Origin of the sequence: Candidatus Magnetobacterium casense, from assembly GCF_019173545.1 — a bacterium.
In the GTDB taxonomy this organism is placed as follows: domain Bacteria; phylum Nitrospirota; class Thermodesulfovibrionia; order Thermodesulfovibrionales; family Magnetobacteriaceae; genus Magnetobacterium; species Magnetobacterium cryptolimnobacter.
In genome coordinates this window covers 1-1,257 of sequence record NZ_JABXWD010000710.1, presented here as the reverse complement: position 1 = coordinate 1,257, position 1,257 = coordinate 1, and the positions used below count along the sequence as shown (strand labels likewise).

Annotated in this window: 2 protein-coding genes; both read right to left on the bottom strand. The window is 50.2% G+C overall.

Annotated features, from left to right (window positions below):
* Nucleotides 1-63: 63 nt before the first annotated feature.
* Nucleotides 64-360 carry a nucleotidyltransferase family protein gene (locus HWQ67_RS18965; RefSeq protein WP_218254256.1) on the bottom strand — a complete coding sequence of 99 codons (297 nt, stop codon included), beginning with the start codon at nucleotides 358-360 and terminating at the stop codon, nucleotides 64-66.
* Between the two features lie 68 nt (nucleotides 361-428).
* Complete coding sequence (locus HWQ67_RS18960) at nucleotides 429-1,028, bottom strand: FmdE family protein (RefSeq protein WP_218254255.1); 600 nt, start codon at nucleotides 1,026-1,028, stop codon at nucleotides 429-431.
* Nucleotides 1,029-1,257: the final 229 nt, after the last annotated feature.

Here is a 1,257-nt window from a genome sequence, read left to right as displayed (position 1 = left end):
CAAATCGTTCCGTCTTTTCAATATATTCGAGGGTATCTCTTATGAATGAGTCAAACTGCCGCTTCAAAGACGGATGACTTCCTCCATGATCACTTGTTTTAGCTCAGGTCTGATGTCTTCCACGGGTACCACATCTACCTTTATGCCAAGCAGGCTGGAAAGATAATTGACTGCTCCAGCCCATTCAAGCAAACTCACGGATTTATCCATGCTCACGAGCACGTCAAGGTCGCTGTCAGGAGTTTGCTCTCCGCGCGCAAAGGAGCCAAATATACCTATCCCGGTTATACCAAATCGATTCTTTAATTCTTTCTGGTGTTCATTGAGTGTCCGCTTTACTCTGTCAATATCTTCCATCATAACCCTGACACAATTTACTCGTCAACGGATGTGCCTTCGTTGTTGGCATAAACCTGCCAAGCAGTTTGTTACGCCGGAGGCGACCCTGTCAGGGTATAGTATGCCCCGTTCTGACAGGCCTTGCACAACACCTTGCCATCAACGACTCCCTCCCTGGCATCGGAGACGTGTTCGCCGCAGAGGCTGCACACAACCCGTCTGAGGGGTTTGCCGGGCATATCTTCCTGCCTGACGCTCAGAGATACCTCCATCCACCGAAACAACTCCTCATCCGCCATGACCTTGTAGGCCTCACACTGAGCCTGCATCTGGTCGTCGATATGCGGAAAACGACTCTTGGCAATATCCCTGGCCTCCTCAAGGGCCAACACCCTGATGGCACGACCCGTTGTGAGGTTCAAAAACGTTGCCGCCATCTTGCCGTAGTCAACGTACTTTAACGTCCTGTGTCCCAGGGAACATCCCGTTACCGATGTAATGGCATCAGTGGCACACCTGTCGATCTCCACATAAACAAGCAGATTCTTTCTGTCCCTGCCCTTTGGGTCCCCTATGCCAATCAGCGTAAGGCCCAATATGGACATCCTCACGCCAAGCACCTGACCGGCACACAAATGACCGTGTATCCTGGCAGACTCGGTCAACAATAAATCAAAATCATAAGCCATCCTACTGTATAGATTAAACCACACAAGACAGATGTGTCAAGGGGTTGCATAAATTTTTCATGGTTGCAACGGCATCTTTTGGTATCCTCTTAAAAAAGCATGGTAAAATGGGGTCAAGGGGTCAGCGACCCCCGGCTCAGTGGGGGACTGGTCCCCTTGCGGGGGGTTCTGAAGGGGGGCGGAGCCGCCCCTTTCTTTCTTGCCTTAAAGTATAGTTACCATTTTTTTT

What these genes read in the sequence shown, in the direction of transcription:
- HWQ67_RS18965 (WP_218254256.1), bottom strand. Translation starts at nt 360, where the DNA reads ATGATGGAAGATATTGACAGAGTAAAGCGGACACTCAATGAACACCAG.
- HWQ67_RS18960 (WP_218254255.1), bottom strand. Translation starts at nt 1,028, where the DNA reads ATGGCTTATGATTTTGATTTATTGTTGACCGAGTCTGCCAGGATACAC.